Below are 16,967 nucleotides of genomic sequence, written 5' to 3'. Positions count from 1 at the left end.
TTATGAGAAATGAATTAGGGTTACCTGATATTCCCAACAGCCCAAAGCCGATTCTTAAGTTGGCAGGCCAGAATAGGATTCTCCCCTCAACGGTCGAGCAATGGTTGGTCTATGCGGATGCGCGTACCGCTACCGCTCATGACTACAGCGGCGAGAAGGCGCAACAAACCCTGGTAATTATGGGCGTATTCATCACCGATATGATAGCGCTCTACCAGGCGTTGACCGGAGAGACATGGGAATGAGTACCAGGCTGACTGTCAACCCGCAGCAGCGTCAATTGTTGCTCGCACTCCTGCGCCAATGGCTGCCCGGTACCCTGGTCTGGGCCTATGGCTCAAGGGTCAATGGTACCGCGCGCCCCAATTCCGATCTCGACCTCGTTGCATTCATTCCGTCAAGCCGACGTCATTTGCTTTCGGCGGCACGCGAGGCACTGGACGAGAGCAATCTGCCGTTCCTTGTGGATCTGCATGGATGGAGTGACTTGCCGGCGCGCTTTCATGACAACATTCGCAGCAACTATGTTGTTCTGCAAGCGGCCGAGCCCTCGCAATGGGAGCGGAAAGAGACTGCACTCCCACTCGGAGCGCGGGAATCAGAAGAGGAATCGGGAATATACGCGAGACCGTGCCGTGATCAATGATACCCGCCTTGCCATTGTGGATCGCATCTACGATGCAGATACGACCGAAGCGCCTTTCGGTAAACGCTGGGCAATGGAACCTGGACGGTTTATAGTGACGGCTGTGTTGTCAATCGACCGGTCGACTGCGACCGTCGCCGATGCAGGGGTGTGGATCGACCATGGTGGATGAGAAGAGCAATGGAGCGTCCGGTCGCAACGGTGGCGACCTCGGTTTCGAGGCCGAGCTGTTCAAGGCCGCGGACAAGCTGCGCGGCAACATGGAGCCCTCCGACTACAAGCACGTCGCCCTGGGGCTCATCTTCCTCAAGCACATCTCCGACAGCTTCGAGGCCAAGCACGCCGCGCTGCTGGCGGAGTACCCCGACGGCGCCGAGGACCCGGACGAGTACGCCGCCGACAACTGCTTCTGGGTGCCGCGGGAGGCGCGCTGGTCCTACCTCAAGGCCAAGGCCCGGCAGCCCGGCATCGGCAAGCTGATCGACGAGGCGATGCTTGCCATCGAGAAGATCAACCCGCGCCTGCGGGGCGTCCTGCCGAAGGAGTATGCTCGCCCGGCGCTCAACGCCGTTATGCTGGGCGAGCTGATCGACCTGATCTCGGGGATCGCGCTCGGTGAGACGCAGGACCGTGCGCGTGATGTGCTGGGCCGGGTCTACGAATACTTCCTGGGCCAGTTCGCCGGCTCCGAGGGCAAACGCGGCGGCGAGTTCTACACCCCGCGCTCAGTGGTGCGCGTTCTGGTCGAGATGCTGGAGCCCTTCCCGGACCCCGCCCGCAAGGTCCAGGGCCGCGTCTACGACCCCTGCTGCGGCTCCGGCGGCATGTTCGTCCAGGCCGAGCGGTTTCTGACGGCGCACGGCGGGCGCATCGGGGAACTGGCCATCTACGGCCAGGAGTCCAACTATGTGACCTGGCGGCTGTGCAAGATGAATCTGGCGGTGCGCGGCATCGATGCCGACATCCGCTGGAACAACGAGGGCAGCTTCCACAAGGACGAACTGCCGGATCTGCGCGCCGACTTCATCCTCGCCAACCCGCCCTTCAACATCTCCGACTGGGGCGGCGACCGACTCCGCGAGGACGCGCGCTGGATTCACGGCGCGCCACCCGCAGGCAATGCCAACTTCGCCTGGCTGCAGCACATCCTGCACCATCTGGGGCCGAACGGCACCGCCGGGGTGGTACTCGCCAATGGCTCCATGTCATCCAGCCAGTCCGGTGAAGGCGACATCCGCACGGCCATGGTCAAGGCCGACGTGGTGGACTGCATGATCGCCCTGCCCGGTCAGTTGTTCTATTCGACCCAGATTCCGGCCTGCCTGTGGTTCCTGGCCAAAAACAAACGCAACGGACGCTTCCGCGACCGCCGCGGTGAAATCCTGTTCATCGACGCCCGCAAGCTCGGCCACCTGGTCGACCGCACCCGGCGCGAGCTGTCGGACGCGGACATCGACCAGATCGCCGGCGTTTACCACGCCTGGCGGGGCGAGATGGACGCGGGCACGTACGACGACGTGCCGGGGTTCTGCAAGGCGGCGACGGCGCCCGAGATCGCCGGGCATGGCTACGTGCTGACGCCGGGGCGCTATGTCGGCGCGGCGGCGGTGGAGGAGGACGAGACGCCCTTTGTCGAGCGGTTTGCGGCGTTGCAGGAGAGGCTGGAGGGGCAGTTCGAAGAGGCTGAGCGGCTGACGGGGCTGATTCGGGAGAGGTTAGCCGGGGTTATCGTCAATGGATGAGTGGCGCAGGACAAGCCTCGGTGACTTATGCAAGGAAGGGGTTTGCGAGCTACAAACCGGTCCTTTCGGCTCGCAATTGCACGCGCACGATTACTTACCCGACGGTGTCGCTGTTGTGCCTACAGAGGCAATTCGAGAGCGGCGCATCGATCACGCGGTACTACCCAGGATATCGAAAGAAAAAGCGAGGACACTCGCAAGACATCGACTCCGACCTGGTGACATTCTGTTCGCCCGTCGGGGCGTGCAAGCAACTGGGCGCATCGCGGTCGTGCGTGAGGCTGAGACAGACTTCATTTGCGGGACGGGCGCCATCCGCCTACGGATCAGTTCGACGATCGATGGTGTTGATGGCGAGTTCCTCTCGCATGTTCTCGCTGATCCGGCGTCAATCGAATGGTTTAAGTTCCATGCGATTGGGGCGACGATGCCTAATTTGAACGAGGGCATCATCCGTGCGTTTTCGTTTCTGGTTCCTCCGCGCGCTGAGCAACGCGCTATCGCTGAATTGCTATCTGCCTTCGATGACAAGATCGACCTGAATCGCCGCATGAACGAGACGCTGGAGGCGATGGCGCGGGCGCTGTTCAAGGACTGGTTCGTCGATTTCGGCCCCACCCGCGCCAAGCAGGAAGGCATGGAGCCGTACCTCGCCCCCGAGTTGTGGTCCCTGTTCCCGGAGCGACTGGACACGAGGGGTAAACCGAAAGGCTGGCACGAATGCCGACTTCAAGATATCGTCAACGTGAATCCCGCCGAACCGCTCAAGAAGGGTATTGTTGCTCCGTACCTGGACATGGCGGCCTTACCGACCAGTGGCGCGATACCCGAGCAAGCGGTCTTACGTGACTTTTCCTCAGGCATGCGATTTCGCAACGGAGACACGTTGTTTGCTCGAATCACGCCTTGCCTGGAGAATGGCAAGACCGCATTCGTTCAATCACTGCCTGAGAGCTCTGTCGGCTGGGGCTCGACCGAATTCATCGTCCTCCGTGCAACACCGCCGGTACCAGCGGCCTTTACATACCTCTTGGCTCGCCACAAAGACTTTAGGGCACACGCGATCCAGAGCATGACGGGTACATCGGGCCGTCAGCGGGCGCGAAATGACGCGGTGACAGCATATCCGTTTGTCAATCCGAATGTGGAGGTTTGGTCCGCGTTCGGAGCGAACATAGAACCGCTCTTCCAACGCATCAGAGCAAACGGGGATGAATCTCGCACCCTCGCCCAAGTCCGCGACCTCCTCCTCCCCAAGCTGATGTCCGGCGAGATCCGCATCCAAAATGCCGAAAAAGCCGCGGAGGCCGTCCTCTGATGCACCCAAACGACAAAAAGGAACGCTTCTCGATGGCCTATATCGCCGCGGTGGCGGCGCACGCGGGATTCCATATCGCCAAGCCCGAACTTGACCGCGACAGCATCGATGGCATCTTGCTCTGTGATGAAGGCCGTCGGCCCCGCATCGAGTTCCAGGCGAAGGCCACGGCACGCGATCTCCTTGGGGACGAGACCCTGCCCTTCCCTCTTTCGATCAAGAATTATGACGATCTGCGGCGCGACTGCGTGGTCCCGCGCGTGCTGATCGTGGTCGCCCTGCCGGCCAATGAGGAGGATTGGCTCGACCAGAGCGAGGATGCGCTGATCCTGCGCCACTGCGGGTACTGGGCGTCCCTGGCCGGAGCGCCGGAGCGGGAAAATACCGCCAGCGTCACAGTGCCGATTCCGCGTCATCAACGGTTCGATATGAACGCCGTGAAGGCATTGATGGCACAGGCCCAAGAGGAGCAACTGTGATGCAACTCGAATTGACCGATCAAGCGGCGCTACGTCGGCTGTCCTGGGTCGACCTGAAGTCTTACCTGGATCAACAGGGCTGGCGGCAGACCGATCGCATCGGCGACAAGGCGCTCGTCTATGTCCCTGCCGAAACGGGTGACGGGACGGTCGAGATCCTGGTGCCGATCCGCGACGACCTGGGCGATTACGCCTCGCGTATGGCGGATGCGGTCCGTTTGCTGGCCCGTCTGGAAGGGCGTTCCGCACTCAGCGTCTATCAAGACCTTGTCACCTCGGGGATCGACGTGGTCCGGGTGCGGGCCTTCGGCGGCGGCGCGGATGGGTCCATTGCGATCGACGACGGTGTGGCGCTCTATCGCGAGGCGGGCAATCTGCTGTTGGCGGCGGCCTGTACCGTGGTGGACCCGCGACGCAGTTACCACGCGCGTAAGGTGACTGAGGCGACCGAGTATATGAAATCGGTCCGGCTCGGGCCAAGCGAGCGCGGCAGTTATGTGCTGAGCATCTTGTCGCCGGTCCAGCCGCGCATCGGTGGTCAGCAGAGCCTCGATCTTGGTGAGCCGCCCTTTGCCCGGGCGGTGACGCTGCGGCTCGCGGATGCACTGGCCGCCGCGAAACGCGCGGCCAACCGGGCACTGGCGGAGAATGCGTTCGCGCCATTCGACGAGGCGGTGGGCCTTGGTGTCAGCGCCAACCTGTGCGATGCCGTTGCACGACTCGCGCAGGTCGGACAGGGTATTGACATCGGTCTTACCTGGGCGCGTACCCGGCCGGCGGGGCGCCCGCGGCAACAGTTCAACTTCAGCAGTGAGACGGCAGAGGTGTTGCAGGAAGCAGCACGGATCTTCCGACAGTCGGAACCGCTCACGGATACGCGCATCAACGGATTCGTGATTGCACTGGATCGCTCGGTGGATCAGTTCGACGGCAATGCGACGCTGGTCTTGCTCATCAGCGAGAAGCCGCGGCGGGTGCGCGTACACTTCGAGCAAGACGCCTACCAACAGGTGATCCGGGCCTTTCAGGAAAAGCTTGCGCTCTCGCTGCTCGGTGATATCTTCCCCGTCGGACAACGGTGGGAGATCAGAAACCCAAGGGAACTGCGGGTGCTGGACGATCAGGATAACGATGATCAGGCCGCGTTGATGGATGGCGGTGTGGGGGTGACCGGTGTTTGATGCGGATGCATGAGTATTGTAGGGGCGGGTTTTAAACCCGCCCCTACACGAGTGTCTGTCCGGATATCAGATACGAAGGCTATAACATGCGTCCGTTCGTGAGTCACAAGCAGGTTCATGGCGCACGGGCGAGCCACAAGTGAAGCGAAGGCGTGCGGATAACCGGACTGGAGAAACCACCTGATGGCTTACCTCTCTGAAGCGGACATCGAGACCCTGCTGCTGGAGCACTTGGAGAGCCTGGGCTACACCCGCTCCACCGACGCCCGAATCGGCCCCGACGGCAGCGCCCCCGAGCGCGAGGCATACTCCGACGTGCTGCTGCTGGGGCGCCTGAAGACCGCCATCGACCGACTCAACCCGCAGATCCCAGCCGAAGCCCGGCACGACGCCCTGATGCAGGTGGTCGCGAGCGCCTCGCCCTCGCTGATCGAGGAGAACCGCCGGCTGCATAAGCTCATCGTCGACGGCGTGTCGGTCGAATTCTATGCCGAGGATGGAACCCTCCGCGGCGACCGGGTGCGCCTGGTGGACTTCGCCGATCCGGACGCCAACGACTGGCTGGCGGTCGCCCAGTTCACCGTGATCGAGAACGGGATCAAGCGGCGGACCGACGTGGTGCTGTTCGTCAACGGCCTGCCGCTGGCGGTGATCGAGCTCAAAAACGCGGGGGACGAGCAGGCAACCCTGCACGCGGCCTTCAATCAGATCCAGACGTACAAGGCGCAAATTCCCTCACTGTTTCGCACCAACGCGGTGCTGGTGACCTCCGACGGTCTCGCCGCGCGCATCGGCTCGCTGACGGCGGACGCGGAGCGCTTCATGCCCTGGCGCACCGCTGACGGACGCACGATCGCGCCGAAGACCGCGCCGCAATTGCCGGTGCTGACCGAGGGGGTGTTCGAGCGCCGCCACTTTCTGGCCCTGATCCAGGACTTCATCGTGTTCGGCAACACCGGCGCGGGCCTGATCAAGATCATCGCCGGCTATCATCAGTTCCATGCCGTCCGGCGTGCGGTGGCCTCCACCGTGCGCGCCATCGCCCCAGGCGACGGGCGCGTTGGCGAGGACCCGGAAGACTACGGACTGCGCGGAGTCAAGGATTACCGGCGCGGTGACCGCCGGGCCGGGGTGATCTGGCACACCCAGGGCTCGGGCAAGAGTCTGCTGATGGTCTTCTACGTCGGGCAATTGGTGCGTCGGCCGGAGCTGGCCAACCCGACTATCGTGGTCATTACCGACCGTAACGATCTCGACGACCAGTTGTTCGGCACCTTTGTGATGTGCGCCGACCTGCTGCGTCAAACGCCGATCCAGGTGCAGAGCCGCGAGGCGCTGCGCAATGCCCTGAACCGCGCGTCCGGCGGGATCATCTTCACCACGATCCAGAAGTTTTTTCCGAGTGCCGGCGAGGATGTCTACCCGCTGCTGACCGACCGCCGCAATGTAGTGGTGATCGCCGACGAGGCGCACCGCACCCAGTACGGTTTCAAGGCCCGGCTGGACCGCCAGACCGGTGAGATCGACTACGGCTTCGCCAAACACCTGCGCGACGCCCTGCCCAACGCCGCGTTCATCGGCTTTACCGGGACGCCGATCGACGGGGACGACGTCAACACCCGAGCGGTGTTCGGCGACTATATCGACATCTACGACATCAGTCGCGCGGTCGAGGACGGCGCGACGGTGCCGATCTACTACGAGAGCCGGCTCGCCCGCATCGAGCTGCCCGAGGACGAGAGGCCGCGCATCGACGCCGAGATCGCCGAACTGACCGCTGATCTGATCGAGGACGAGGCGCAGAGCGAGCAGGAACGCCTGAAGCGTAAGTGGTCGACTGTCGAGGCCCTGGTCGGGGCCGAGAAGCGCCTGCACCTGGTGGCGGCTGACCTGGTGCAGCACTTCGAGGATCGGGTGGCCGCGCTGGACGGCAAGGCCATGATCGTCTGCATGAGCCGGCGCATCTGCGTCGCCCTCTACCAGGCCCTGATCGCGCTGCGCCCGGACTGGCACGCCGACGACGACACGGCCGGACGGCTGAAGGTGGTCATGACCGGTTCGGCCGCCGATCCGCTCCACTGGCAACCCCATATCGGCAGCAAGGGCCGGCGCGACCTGCTGGCGAAGCGCGCCAAGGACCCCAGGGACCCGCTGCAACTGGTCATCGTGCGGGATATGTGGCTGACCGGCTTCGACGCCCCGGCGATGCACACCATGTATGTCGACAAGCCAATGCACGGCCACGCCGTGATGCAGGCCATCGCGCGGGTCAACCGGGTGTTCCGCGACAAGCCGGCGGGCCTGGTGGTGGACTACATCGGCATCGCCCAGAACCTGAAAGAAGCCCTGAGTCAGTATTCCGCCGCGGACCAGGATCAAACCGGGATCGATGAGGCACAGGCCGTCGGGATGCTGCTGGAGAAGTATGACGTGGTGGCGGCGATGTTCCACGGCTTCGACTACCGCCGCGGTCTGGCGGGCACGCCGCAACAGCGCCTCTTGGTCATGGCCGAGGCCATCGAATGGATTCTGGCGCACCAGCACGCGGCGGCCGAGCGGGAGCCGACCGCGGAGGCCAAGCAGCGTGCGCACCGTCGGTATCAGGATGCGGTGCTCGCCCTGTCCAAGGCGTTCGCCCTGGCAGCGGCAAGCGATGCAGCGCGGGCCATCCGCGACGCGGTCGCCTTCTTCCAGACCATCCGCGCCGCCTTGGTGAAATCGGCCGGCGGCTCGACTCACAGCGGCGCGGAGCGGGACTTCGCCATCGCCCAGATCATCGACCGCGCCGTGGTCTCCACGGAGATCGTCGATATCCTCACCGCGGCCGGACTGACCACGCCGGATATCGCCATCCTGTCCGAGGAGTTCCTCGCTGAACTCACGCAGATGAAGAAGAAGAACCTGGCGCTGGAGGCGCTGCGCAAACTGCTCAACGACGCGATTCGCTCGCGCTCCCGCTCCAACGTGGTCGAGACCAGGCGCTTCTCCGAGCGGCTGGAGGAAGCCATCGCGCGCTACCACACCAATGCCATCAGCACGGTGGAGATCCTGCAAGAACTGATCGGCTTGGCACGGGATATCCGCGAGGCCCGCCAACGGGGCGAGGCCGAAGGGCTGTCGGCGGACGAGATCGCCTTCTACGACGCCCTGGCCGAGAACCAGAGCGCCATCGAGGTCATGGGGAACGACGCCCTGAAGGTCATCGCCCACGAGCTGCTGACCGGCCTGCGGGGGAGTATCACCGTGGACTGGTCGCACCGCGAGAGTGCCCGCGCGCGGATGCGCGTCCTGGTCAAGCGCATCCTGCGCAAGTACGGCTACCCGCCGGACCTTCAGGATGCCGCCGTGCAGACGGTGCTGGCCCAGGCCGAGGCGCTGTCGGCCCAATGGGCGGCCTGACAGGTCGGGCTGACGCTGTCATCTACCGGCAGGCTCGTGCACTGATCGCGAAAGCAAGGCGAAACGCTTCGCACTCCACCCGCGGGCTCAGCCGCTCGCGGCGCCCTCGCCCCAGCGCGCCGGCGCGTCGCTCAATCCCATGGCCCAGACGCCGCGCCGCTGCTCGTACGGGCCATCGACCGGCGCCACCACGGTCGCGGATTCGGGCCGCAGATCGTCGATCAATTCGTAGAATCCGCGCGACGGCTGGGGTGCCTTGGAGAGCTTGATCTCGAAAAGCAGCCGCCGTTGCCCGCGCTCCATCACCAGGTCCGCCTCCGCACCATTGCCGGTGCGCAAAAACGCCGGTCGCCAGCGGGGCATGGCCGCGATCAACTGCTCGATCACCACGCCTTCCCAGGATCCGCCCGCCACCGGATGGGCCAACAGGGCATCGAAGGACTCGATATCCAGCAGGCAAATCATCAGATCATGGGGACTCGCAGCAGACTCGCCCGGAATGCACCCGAAGCCCAAACAAAAAGGGCCTCGCCTTGCGGCTCAGCCCTTGTCAGTATTTTGGCTGGGGGACTAGACCTTATTTGAGCAGGCTGCCGCCGAGTTCCGGATAATGAACAAAGAGCCCGTCGACACTGGCGAGCATGGCGCCATATTCCAAGGCCGTGGCAATAATCATTCGATCAAAGGGATCGCGATGGGCTGGAGTCAGGTGGACTGCGCGTGTCGCGATGGCGGGCGTCAGGGGAAATAGCTCGACTCCGGCAGGTTCCAATACGTCTGAGAACCACGCTGCCAGAGGACATTTCAAACTGATCCGGCCGCGGTTTTCCGCCAAGGCGATTTCAAAACAAGAAACAGGTGAAATGGCTACTCGGGTCGCCGTGGCGATGCGCTCGACCCATGCCGCGGGATACTGCCCCGTGTTGCCATTGACGTATAGCCGTCGGACGTGATAACCGGACGTAGGGGCGGGTTTCAAACCCGCCCCTACACCAGCGTCTGTCCGGATATCAGGTACGAAGGCTATACCAAAGCCAGACATGGGTGTCCAGGACGATTACTTCAGACATTCCCAGTCCTTCTCATCGACCAGCGGAGAAACGATGTCGCCAAGGATTTCAACCTGGCCGGACAGGGATGAGGGAGCAGAGCGGCGTTTCGGCCGATCGCTGTTTTCAACCAATACCGTGACGATAACCCGGGCCGAGTCGATATTCGGCTGCTCGTCGAGCCACGTCAAGTGTCCTTTCTCATAAACGGCTTCATAGCTCTTCAGCATATCTTTCACCTCTTTGACAGTCAGTCCCATGGCCCAGACGCCGCGCCGCTGCTCATAGGGGCCGTCGACCGGCGCAACCACGGTCGCGGATTCGGGCCGCAGATCGTCGATCAATTCGTAGAATCCGCGCGACGGCTGGGGTGCCTTGGAGAGCTTGATCTCGAAGAGCAGCCGCCGTTGCCCACGCTCCATCACCAGGTCCGCCTCCGGACGGCGGTCCCGGTCGATCTCGGAGCGCAGCGCGGAGAACAGATCCGGCACCAGTTGGATTTCGTCGAGACAGACCAGCCGGGCACGGTGGTGCTCGAATTACAGTTCGGGTTCCGCGAGCTTGGCGCGGTCGGCGCGGTCCTGGAGGTCCAGATAGACCGCGTCCGAGTCGCCGATCCAGCGCTTGGCCAGGGTCGATTTTCCGCATTGGCGCGGACCCAGGATGACGGCCGCGGGGGAGCGGGCCAAGGCGCGTTTGAGGGCGTGCTCGGCGAGACGGGGGATGTAATCCATGCAATTCGATAACTGGCGTTATGAATATACATGGTTGTAACCCGCTTCGGGCGCCATTGTCCAATCGGGCATCAGGACACCCCCGAGAGCACATCGAAGGCACCATCGGTGGGATCGAAAAGCGCGACCAGCGGCCCGGTATCCACCAGGATCACCGCTGGTGCTTCCGGCGGATCAGGTTCGCAACCGCGGTCTTGGCCTCACGTGCCGGTGCGTCGGCATAGCCGCCCGGGCCAAGATCCAGCTCACGGTAGATGTCATAGGGCTTGCGGTCGGCTTGCTCCGCGGCCTGTGCCGCGTAGGCATGCAGGCCGCGTTTCAGCACCTCGGAGATCGACAGCCCGGTGAGGCTGCGCAGGTGCCCCAGCGTCTCTTCTGCCTCATCATCGAGCCGAACGGTCCTCGTACCCATGTTGATGCCCCTTCCAGATCATGTGGATTATGCCGCGTAGCGCCAGTCTGGACCACTGGCACCTTGCACACACCGCCCCAGCGGCCGGCGCATACAGACAGTATTGCACTTGCCGGTCCCGCGTAACCTGCACTGATTGCGCGGGGTCGAGGGTGTCGCGGTCCTCCTTTTTTCTGGCCGGGCGCCGCCGCCGTTCGGACCTGGATCAGGACAAGGGGCCAACAGCCGACGCAGTCACGGGGTCAGCCCAATGCGCTGGTCATCATCGTCCTCATCCAGGCCGTTTCGGACTGATCGTACTCGTGTCCGTCAGCCCGAGTCCGCAAGGTCCCGAGCGTGCCTCACTTCGTTTATCGGAAAACCTGCTTCGCTCTTCGGATAGACAGTCTGCCACCCGCTAGACTACTCTGAAGACATAGTCGTCCGGTTCTGCGCACCCAACAGAGCACATGATGCTTCACTCCCACTCACCTGGGGGGCAATGAAGACATCGCTCATCCTGGGCCTGGCCGCCGCCCTCGTTGCCGGTTCGATGCCCACGGCCTTCGCCAACGCTCAGGTCAAGGTCGGCGCCACTCTGAGCGGCCAGGTGATGTCATGCAAGAACAAGCCGGTCGGGAAATTCCAGCACCAAACCGGTCGATCCGCAACCGCTGTATAGGATCTTGCTGGCCTATCTGTCCCCCGCATCTCCCGAGCCGACCTGCTGCCGGTTGAACGATGGACCACGCTGACCCAGCGACGGCTCGGAGTGACCACTTGCCGCCCAGGCCCCCACCGCGGCGCCGCTCACTGACCCGGTGGCCCTACCTGTGGCCTTGGCTCGTCCTCGGCAGCGGGCTGGCCATCACCGTGCTGGTGTGGGTGAATGGGCAGCACCAACAGCGTGACCTCCGTCGTGCGGACTTCCGTCAGCAAGTGGACAAGGTGCAGACCGGCCTGGAGAACCGCCTGCAGGCCAACGAGCAAATCCTGCGCGGGGTGGCGGGACTCTTTGCCGCCGATGAGCGAGTCACCCGGGCGCAGTTTCGCGCCTACGTGGCGTCGCTGCAGATCCCAGCGCACTATCCGGGCATCCAGGGGGTCGGTTTCGCACGCCTGATCGCGGCGGCCGACACGGCGGCCCTGGTCCAGGCGATCCGCGCGGAGGGCTTTCCCGATTTCGCACTGCGCCCGCCAGGCGAGCGGGCGATCACGACCGCCATCGTCTACCTCGAACCCTTCGACTGGCGCAATCAGCGCGCCTTTGGCTACGACATGTTTTCCGACGCGGTCCGCCGGGAGGCCATGACGCGGGCCTGGGACGAGGATCGCCCGGCCCTCTCGAGCCAGGTCAGGCTGGTTCAGGAGACCGAGCAGGATGTTCAGGCCGGTTTTCTGCTCTATCTTCCCATCTACCAGGCAGGCTTACCCCACGACACGCTGGAGCAACGGCGGGCCAATCTCCTGGGGTGGGCCTATTCGCCGCTGCGTATGACGGACCTGATGCAAAGCTTCCTGACGCGCAACTTCCCCGAGCTGACTGATCGGATCGCGCTGACGATCTACGACGGCACCCTGGTCGCCCCGGCGGAGATGATGTTCAGTTCGGCGCCCGGTGTCGAACCCACCACGCAGGGCTTCCAGGCGACCGCTCGCGTGGAACTTGGTGGGCATTCCTGGACGCTGCGCGTCCACAGTCTACCGGCGTTCGATCTTCAAGCCCGTTTTACCGACACGGGCTGGATCGTCCTGGGGGTCGGCAGCGCCCTGAGTGTCAGCCTGGCACTGCTCGCCTGGACCCTGCTGCGCGCCCACCGGCGGGTGACCGCGGCGCTGCATGAGACGGCCCGGGCGCATCGCGAGCTGCTGGAGAGTCGGGAGCGGCTGCGGCTCATCTTCGACGCCTCGGATGTGGCCATCTTCCTCACCGACTTGGAGGGGCGCATCACCCAAGCCAACGCGCGCATGGCCGAGATGTTTCGCTGCCCTCTGGAGACGCTGATCGGCAGCCACTACGTCACCCACATTCATCCCGCCGAGCGCGCGGCCGGTCAGCAGCGTATGCGGGAACTGCTGGCCCAGGGGGTGGCGGAGGTCAGGCTGGAGCGACGCTATTGGCGCGCGGACGCGAGCGAATTTTGGGGCCAGTTGGGTGGGCATCTGATCCGGGACGCCGATGACCGCCCGATGGGGTTGGTGGGAGTGATCGCCGATACCACCGCGCGCAAGCTGGCCGAAGAGAAGATCGCGTACCTCGCTCATCATGATTACCTGACCGGTTTGCCCAACCGTGCCCTGTTCGTCGATCGCCTGGGACAGGCCTTGACCTTGGCCAGGCGCTATCGACGCCGGCTGGGCCTGCTCTTCCTGGACCTGGATGGTTTCAAGGTAATCAATGATCGCTACGGCCATCGGACCGGCGATCTGCTCCTGCAGCAGGTGGCCGCGCGACTGCGCGAGCACCTGCGCGCCTCCGATACAGTGTGCCGGCAGGGCGGCGACGAATTCGTCACACTCGCGCCCGAGTGCCCGCAGGCCGCCGACCTCGAACATCTGGCCCAAACGCTGGCGACGGTGATCGCCTGCCCCTACAACGTGCTGGGCGTGACCCTGACCCTCACCGCGAGTATCGGCATGGCCCTCTATCCGGAGCACGGCGAGGACGTCGATGCACTGATGCACAGTGCCGATACGGCCATGTATCAGGCCAAGAAGGCGGGCCGGCACCAGGCGTGCTTCGCCGAGCCCATGGCCGTCGCGCCGCGGGTCGCCGTCGAGCCCCTACCAGCCACCCCTGCCGGACCCGCGGCGCGACGCCATGCCGACGGTGCTGACCCCAACTAGGTCGCTGTCGGCTCCATGGGGCCGAACGCCCCGACTGACCCGGTTCTCTACCGGCCGGCCCGGTCCCTGACAGATGTCCCGACCTTGGCCTCCGAATGACGGCGTTCCCGTCGACCGCGCGCAGTCTCGCGGGCGGTGCTCGGTCTGGATGCCCCGCGCTGGCCGATCGTCTCGAACGGCGCGCCAAACCCCCAGGGCATTGATCGCCCGAACGACTGAACTTCACCGCCCTCGACGGTGCCACTCCGCGTTATTCACCAACTATGCGCACAATTGGGGAGCCATCCACACGAGGTATCCGGTGTTCCGAAAATCACCTTAACCTTGTAGCCAAGCCAGGCGAAACCGCGTCGCGCTCCACCCGTGAGCTCAGCCGCTCGCGGCGCCATCGCCCCAGCGCGCCAGCGCGTCGTTCAATCCCATGGCCCAGACGCCGCGCCGCTGCTCGTACGGGCCATCGACCGGCGCAATCACGGTCGCGGATTCCGGGTGCAGATCGTCGATCAATTCGTAGAATCCGCGTGACGGCTGGGGTGCCTTGGAGAGCTTGATCTCAAAAAGCAGCCGCCGTTGCCCGCGCTCCATCACCAAGTCCGCCTCCGCACCATTGCCGGTGCGCAAAAACGCCGGCCGCCAGCGCGGCATGGCCGCGATCAACTGCTCGATCGCCAAGCCTTCCCAGGATTCACCGGCCACCGAGTGGGCCAACAGGGCATCGAAGCACTCGATATCGAGCAGGCTATGCAGCAGGTTTGAGGGCGTGCTCGACGAGACGGGGGATGTAATCCATGCAATTCGGTAACTGGCGTTGTGAATATGCATGGTTGTAATCCCCTGCGGGCGCCCTTGTCAAATCTCATCCTTCGCCTCGACGACCAAGGCATAGGCCGCAATTTCCGAGCGGGCAGCGCGCTCAAGCGCGTCCCCGAGCAGCGCACTGCCAAGACCCTGCCCCTTGAAACCCCGATCCACCGCCAAACGGCCCATGCGCACGGCCGGCACGCTGGGGTATCGCGGCAGCTTCTTTGCGATGGCGGGCGGAAGGTCGGCCAGCAGCAGGCCGGCGGATGCCAGGGTGTAGTAAGCCGCGATGCGTTGCTCACCGGTACTGATCGGGGCTAGCAGCCTGTCGGACTTTAGGCGATTTCCGAATAAGACGCTATCAAGAATCAAGCTCCGTAGGAGCCCGCTTGCGGGCGACGTGACCTGCCGGAATCGCGTCATTGTGCCCCACCCGTCGCCCGCAAGCGGGCTCCTACGGGTTGGATGCGTCATCGTGCCCCCGCCCATCGCCCGCAAGCGGGCTCCTACGGGTTGGATGCGTCATTGTGCCCCACCCGTCGCCCGCAAGCGGGCTCCTACGGGTTGGATTTTACGCATCGGCATTCGCCCGCAGCCCAAACGAAAAGGGCTCAGCCTCGCGGCTAAGCCCTTGTCATTATTTTGGCTGGGGGACTAGGATTCGAACCTAGGTTGACGGAGTCAGAGTCCGTAGTCCTGCCGCTGGACGATCCCCCAATAAAAAACCGGCCAGTAACCGGTGACGCGTGACCGGGGCCGCTCGACCCCGTCACACGCCGCCCAAGCGGGTTAGCGCTTGGAGTATTGCGGACGCTTGCGCGCCTTGTGCAGACCGACTTTCTTACGCTCGACTTCACGGGCATCGCGGGTCAGGAACCCGGCGCGGCGCATGGGAGAACGCAGTTCTTCGTTATAGAGCACCAAGGCGCGGGCAATGCCGTGCCGGATGGCGCCGGCTTGTCCGGTGTTGCCGCCGCCGACGACCGTGGCGTTGACGTCCACGCGTTCGAGCAGACCAGCGGCATCCAGGGGCTGACGCACGACCATCCGAGCGGTCTCGCGACCGAAGAATTGGTCGAGCGGGCGGCCGTTGACCGAGATCTGGCCCGAACCCGTGGTCAGGAATACCCGCGCTGCAGAAGTCTTGCGGCGTCCGGTGGCGTATTGAGTCTCCGACATGGTCCTGTTCCTAAACCTTTGTGATAGCTAGCAATCGAGTTCAAGGATCTGCGGCTGTTGGGCCTGGTGATCGTGTTCGGCCCCGGCGTAGACGCGCAATTTCCGGAACATGGCACGGCCCAGCGGGCCGCGGGGCAACATGCCCTTGACGGCGATCTGGATGGCACGCTCGGGCGCCTGCTCCAGCATCGTGCCCAGATTGGTCGACTTGAGATGACCTACGTAGCCGGTATGGCGGTAGTACATCTTGTCTTCGAGCTTGTTGCCCGTGACGCGAACCTTACCGGCATTGACGATGACGATGAAGTCACCGGTATCCACATGGGGCGTGTACTGAGGCTTGTGCTTGCCGCGCAGCCGCAATGCCACTTCGCTGGCCAGACGGCCAAGCGTCTTGCCCTCGGCGTCCACCAGGTACCAGGCGCGGCGTACCTCCGCCGGTTTGGTGCTCACAGTCGTCATCATGATCCGATATTCCCCGTACCGCGCTCCCGCGACAACCCGGCGTTAATCCCGGCAGTCATCGCAGGCGTGAATTCTTTGAGCCGAAGCGTGAAAGACCGCCAACTATACGGGACTGAACGGGGGTGCGCAACCCCTGATTCTTGGCGACAGCAGTTCCGAATTTGGGTGGCCGCCACCAACAGCGTGCCGGCCGCAAGGCTGATGGTGGATGCGCTGCGCTTATCCACCCTACAAAACCGGCTCGGCTGTAGGGTGGATAAGGCGCGCTGTTCGATGTCAGGAACCCGGCACGTCGGTCGCGCGCGCCGCATCCACCAGGGGCCGCGCGATGCCGCCCAAATCTGGAATTGCTGTCAGGGCGCGGCTTCAGCCAGGCAGCCGCAGCCGCTCGACGATGCGCCCATTGACCAGATGCTCGGTCAGGATCTCTTCCAGATCGTCCTGATCCACATAGGTGTACCAGACGGCCTCCGGGTAGACGACCAGCACCGGCCCCTCGGCGCAGCGGTCGAGACAGCCGGCGATGTTGATACGCACGCCGCCCGGCCCGGTGATGTCGAGTTCCTTGGTGCGGCGCTTCAAGTGATCGCGCAGCGCCGGTGAGCCGCACTCGGCGCAGCACTGACGCCCGTCCTCGCGCTGGTTGGTGCAAACAAAAACATGATGCCGGTAGTAGGACATGGCGGACCTCCCCTCTGAATACGACGGTTCGGAGCGCGTCCTTCATGCAGCAACG

Annotated in this window: 20 protein-coding genes and 1 tRNA gene; 10 read left to right on the top strand and 11 right to left on the bottom strand. The window is 63.9% G+C overall.

Going from position 1 to position 16,967, the window contains the following annotated elements:
- Nucleotides 1-2 precede the first annotated feature (2 nt).
- The 8 genes from A39O_RS34150 (at nt 3) to A39O_RS0118400 (ending at nt 8,765) form a co-directional block, all read left to right on the top strand.
- Nucleotides 3-245 (top strand): hypothetical protein, encoded by a 243-nt coding sequence (locus A39O_RS34150; protein WP_020506141.1) that lies wholly within the window; start codon nt 3-5, stop codon nt 243-245.
- The gene (locus A39O_RS34145; protein ID WP_020506140.1) at nt 242-646 is read left to right on the top strand and encodes a nucleotidyltransferase family protein; all 405 of its coding nucleotides are present in this window, start codon (nt 242-244) and stop codon (nt 644-646) included. Before A39O_RS34150 ends, A39O_RS34145 begins: the two co-directional genes overlap by 4 nt.
- Nucleotides 636-818, top strand: a complete 183-nt coding sequence (locus A39O_RS40950) for a hypothetical protein (protein WP_157640248.1) — start codon at nt 636-638, stop codon at nt 816-818. The genes A39O_RS34145 and A39O_RS40950 overlap by 11 nt, the downstream gene beginning before the upstream one ends.
- Complete coding sequence (locus A39O_RS0118420; RefSeq protein ID WP_020506139.1) at nt 808-2,388, top strand: class I SAM-dependent DNA methyltransferase; 1,581 nt, start codon at nt 808-810, stop codon at nt 2,386-2,388. Before A39O_RS40950 ends, A39O_RS0118420 begins: the two co-directional genes overlap by 11 nt.
- On the top strand, nt 2,381-3,706 hold the full coding sequence (locus A39O_RS34140) for a restriction endonuclease subunit S (RefSeq protein ID WP_020506138.1): 1,326 nt from the start codon (nt 2,381-2,383) through the stop codon (nt 3,704-3,706). The genes A39O_RS0118420 and A39O_RS34140 overlap by 8 nt, the downstream gene beginning before the upstream one ends.
- Complete coding sequence (locus tag A39O_RS0118410) at nt 3,706-4,185, top strand: DUF4365 domain-containing protein (protein ID WP_020506137.1); 480 nt, start codon at nt 3,706-3,708, stop codon at nt 4,183-4,185. Before A39O_RS34140 ends, A39O_RS0118410 begins: the two co-directional genes overlap by 1 nt.
- Nucleotides 4,185-5,366: a hypothetical protein gene (locus tag A39O_RS0118405; protein WP_020506136.1), complete on the top strand. Its 1,182-nt coding sequence runs from the start codon at nt 4,185-4,187 to the stop codon at nt 5,364-5,366. Before A39O_RS0118410 ends, A39O_RS0118405 begins: the two co-directional genes overlap by 1 nt.
- Nucleotides 5,367-5,549: 183 nt before the next feature.
- The gene (locus A39O_RS0118400) at nt 5,550-8,765 is read left to right on the top strand and encodes a type I restriction endonuclease subunit R (RefSeq protein ID WP_020506135.1); all 3,216 of its coding nucleotides are present in this window, start codon (nt 5,550-5,552) and stop codon (nt 8,763-8,765) included.
- Nucleotides 8,766-8,852: 87 nt separating this feature from the next.
- Here the strand turns inward: A39O_RS0118400 and A39O_RS34135 are convergent, their stop codons facing one another.
- The 5 genes from A39O_RS34135 to A39O_RS0118370 form a co-directional block, all read right to left on the bottom strand.
- Nucleotides 8,853-9,230, bottom strand: a complete 378-nt coding sequence (locus A39O_RS34135; protein WP_020506134.1) for a DUF4143 domain-containing protein — start codon at nt 9,228-9,230, stop codon at nt 8,853-8,855.
- A 112-nt stretch (nt 9,231-9,342) separates the two neighbouring features.
- On the bottom strand, nt 9,343-9,744 hold the full coding sequence (locus tag A39O_RS38765; protein ID WP_211211628.1) for a type II toxin-antitoxin system VapC family toxin: 402 nt from the start codon (nt 9,742-9,744) through the stop codon (nt 9,343-9,345).
- 78 nt (nt 9,745-9,822) lie between these two features.
- A complete protein-coding gene (locus A39O_RS42760) occupies nt 9,823-10,305 on the bottom strand; it encodes a hypothetical protein (RefSeq protein ID WP_020506132.1) in 483 nt (160 codons plus the stop codon).
- Nucleotides 10,306-10,353: 48 nt separating this feature from the next.
- Nucleotides 10,354-10,548, bottom strand: a complete 195-nt coding sequence (locus A39O_RS0118380; protein ID WP_020506131.1) for an AAA family ATPase — start codon at nt 10,546-10,548, stop codon at nt 10,354-10,356.
- 151 nt (nt 10,549-10,699) lie between these two features.
- Nucleotides 10,700-10,960: a hypothetical protein gene (locus A39O_RS0118370; protein ID WP_020506130.1), complete on the bottom strand. Its 261-nt coding sequence runs from the start codon at nt 10,958-10,960 to the stop codon at nt 10,700-10,702.
- 481 nt (nt 10,961-11,441) lie between these two features.
- On the opposite strand from A39O_RS0118370, the gene A39O_RS0118365 reads away from it, so the two are divergent.
- Entirely contained in the window at nt 11,442-11,621 is a 180-nt protein-coding gene (locus A39O_RS0118365) for a hypothetical protein (RefSeq protein ID WP_020506129.1), read from the top strand.
- Nucleotides 11,622-11,719: 98 nt separating this feature from the next.
- Nucleotides 11,720-13,786, top strand: coding sequence for a CHASE domain-containing protein (locus A39O_RS34125; RefSeq protein ID WP_020506128.1), 2,067 nt, complete (start codon nt 11,720-11,722; stop codon nt 13,784-13,786).
- Between the two features lie 369 nt (nt 13,787-14,155).
- On the opposite strand, the gene A39O_RS34120 is transcribed toward A39O_RS34125, so the two are convergent.
- The 6 genes from A39O_RS34120 to A39O_RS0118330 form a co-directional block, all read right to left on the bottom strand.
- Nucleotides 14,156-14,608 carry a DUF4143 domain-containing protein gene (locus A39O_RS34120; RefSeq protein ID WP_020506127.1) on the bottom strand — a complete coding sequence of 151 codons (453 nt, stop codon included), beginning with the start codon at nt 14,606-14,608 and terminating at the stop codon, nt 14,156-14,158.
- A gap of 27 nt (nt 14,609-14,635) precedes the next feature.
- Complete coding sequence (locus tag A39O_RS34115) at nt 14,636-14,959, bottom strand: GNAT family N-acetyltransferase (protein WP_245561926.1); 324 nt, start codon at nt 14,957-14,959, stop codon at nt 14,636-14,638.
- Between the two features lie 271 nt (nt 14,960-15,230).
- Nucleotides 15,231-15,304, bottom strand: a tRNA-Gln gene (locus A39O_RS0118345).
- Between the two features lie 72 nt (nt 15,305-15,376).
- Nucleotides 15,377-15,766 (bottom strand): 30S ribosomal protein S9, encoded by a 390-nt coding sequence (rpsI, locus tag A39O_RS0118340; RefSeq protein ID WP_020506125.1) that lies wholly within the window; start codon nt 15,764-15,766, stop codon nt 15,377-15,379.
- A 27-nt stretch (nt 15,767-15,793) separates the two neighbouring features.
- Nucleotides 15,794-16,228: a 50S ribosomal protein L13 gene (rplM, locus tag A39O_RS0118335; RefSeq protein ID WP_026199518.1), complete on the bottom strand. Its 435-nt coding sequence runs from the start codon at nt 16,226-16,228 to the stop codon at nt 15,794-15,796.
- Nucleotides 16,229-16,597: 369 nt separating this feature from the next.
- Nucleotides 16,598-16,912, bottom strand: a complete 315-nt coding sequence (locus A39O_RS0118330) for a (2Fe-2S) ferredoxin domain-containing protein (RefSeq protein ID WP_020506123.1) — start codon at nt 16,910-16,912, stop codon at nt 16,598-16,600.
- Nucleotides 16,913-16,967 lie beyond the last annotated feature (55 nt).

The sequence above is a fragment of the Lamprocystis purpurea DSM 4197 genome (genome assembly GCF_000379525.1).
Taxonomy (GTDB): domain Bacteria; phylum Pseudomonadota; class Gammaproteobacteria; order Chromatiales; family Chromatiaceae; genus Thiodictyon; species Thiodictyon purpureum.
The sequence above is the reverse complement of the archived record's forward strand: the minus strand, read 5'-3'. Positions and strand labels throughout refer to the sequence as shown.

Bases quoted from the DNA above. Each gene is read 5' to 3' on its own strand.
- A39O_RS34150 (WP_020506141.1), top strand. From the start codon at position 3: ATGAGAAATGAATTAGGGTTACCTGATATTCCCAACAGCCCAAAGCCG.
- A39O_RS34145 (WP_020506140.1), top strand. From the start codon at position 242: ATGAGTACCAGGCTGACTGTCAACCCGCAGCAGCGTCAATTGTTGCTC.
- A39O_RS0118420 (WP_020506139.1), top strand. From the start codon at position 808: ATGGTGGATGAGAAGAGCAATGGAGCGTCCGGTCGCAACGGTGGCGAC.
- A39O_RS34140 (WP_020506138.1), top strand. From the start codon at position 2,381: ATGGATGAGTGGCGCAGGACAAGCCTCGGTGACTTATGCAAGGAAGGG.
- A39O_RS0118410 (WP_020506137.1), top strand. From the start codon at position 3,706: ATGCACCCAAACGACAAAAAGGAACGCTTCTCGATGGCCTATATCGCC.
- A39O_RS0118405 (WP_020506136.1), top strand. From the start codon at position 4,185: ATGCAACTCGAATTGACCGATCAAGCGGCGCTACGTCGGCTGTCCTGG.
- A39O_RS0118400 (WP_020506135.1), top strand. From the start codon at position 5,550: ATGGCTTACCTCTCTGAAGCGGACATCGAGACCCTGCTGCTGGAGCAC.
- A39O_RS34135 (WP_020506134.1), bottom strand. From the start codon at position 9,230: ATGATTTGCCTGCTGGATATCGAGTCCTTCGATGCCCTGTTGGCCCAT.
- A39O_RS0118380 (WP_020506131.1), bottom strand. From the start codon at position 10,548: ATGGATTACATCCCCCGTCTCGCCGAGCACGCCCTCAAACGCGCCTTG.
- A39O_RS0118370 (WP_020506130.1), bottom strand. From the start codon at position 10,960: ATGGGTACGAGGACCGTTCGGCTCGATGATGAGGCAGAAGAGACGCTG.
- A39O_RS0118365 (WP_020506129.1), top strand. From the start codon at position 11,442: ATGAAGACATCGCTCATCCTGGGCCTGGCCGCCGCCCTCGTTGCCGGT.
- A39O_RS34120 (WP_020506127.1), bottom strand. From the start codon at position 14,608: ATGCATATTCACAACGCCAGTTACCGAATTGCATGGATTACATCCCCC.
- rpsI (WP_020506125.1), bottom strand. From the start codon at position 15,766: ATGTCGGAGACTCAATACGCCACCGGACGCCGCAAGACTTCTGCAGCG.
- rplM (WP_026199518.1), bottom strand. From the start codon at position 16,228: ATGACGACTGTGAGCACCAAACCGGCGGAGGTACGCCGCGCCTGGTAC.
- A39O_RS0118330 (WP_020506123.1), bottom strand. From the start codon at position 16,912: ATGTCCTACTACCGGCATCATGTTTTTGTTTGCACCAACCAGCGCGAG.